Source organism: Flavitalea flava (assembly GCF_054461575.1).
The window spans coordinates 1-511 of record NZ_JBTLQH010000150.1 but is presented as its reverse complement, the minus strand read 5'-3'; the positions used below and the strand labels follow the sequence as shown (position 1 = coordinate 511).

1 protein-coding gene is annotated in these 511 nt (G+C 61.1%); it reads left to right on the top strand.

All coding sequences use genetic code 11. The annotated features are described in order from the left end of the window. Nucleotides 1–42 precede the first annotated feature (42 nt). A partial coding sequence (locus ACX0G9_RS31780; protein ID WP_459069024.1) for a phosphopantetheine-binding protein occupies nucleotides 43–511 on the top strand: 469 nt, incomplete at its 3' end.

Below are 511 nucleotides of genomic sequence, written 5' to 3'. Positions count from 1 at the left end.
GGTTTTGTGGTTCCGGAGGGTTCCTTTGACAAAGCGGGTCTGTTGGCGTATTTGGAAAGCCGTTTACCGGACTATATGGTTCCGTCGCTGCTGGTGGAGCGGTCGATTCTGCCGTTGACGGCCAACGGCAAGATCGACAAACAGGCGCTGTCGGATCCCTTTGTGGCCGGGGGGGTAAAAGAAAGTTATAGCGCACCGCGGACGGCGATGGAGCGGTCACTGGCGGGGATCTGGGAAGGGTTGCTGGGGGTGGATCGGGTGGGGTTGACGGATAATTTTTTTGAGTTGGGGGGCGATTCGATCATCACGATCCAGGTGGTGAGCCGGGCGCGCCGGTTGGGCTATAGGCTGGAGGCGCGCGATCTGTTCCGTTACCAGCAGATCGATCGGTTGTCAGCGGCCTTGTCGGTTCGGGCTTCCGTTGGCAGTAGCGTCCGGGAGTCCGGGTGGCTGGAGGGCCCCAGCGGGCTGTTGCCGATCCAGCAGGGGTATCTGGAACGGCTGGGTGTTG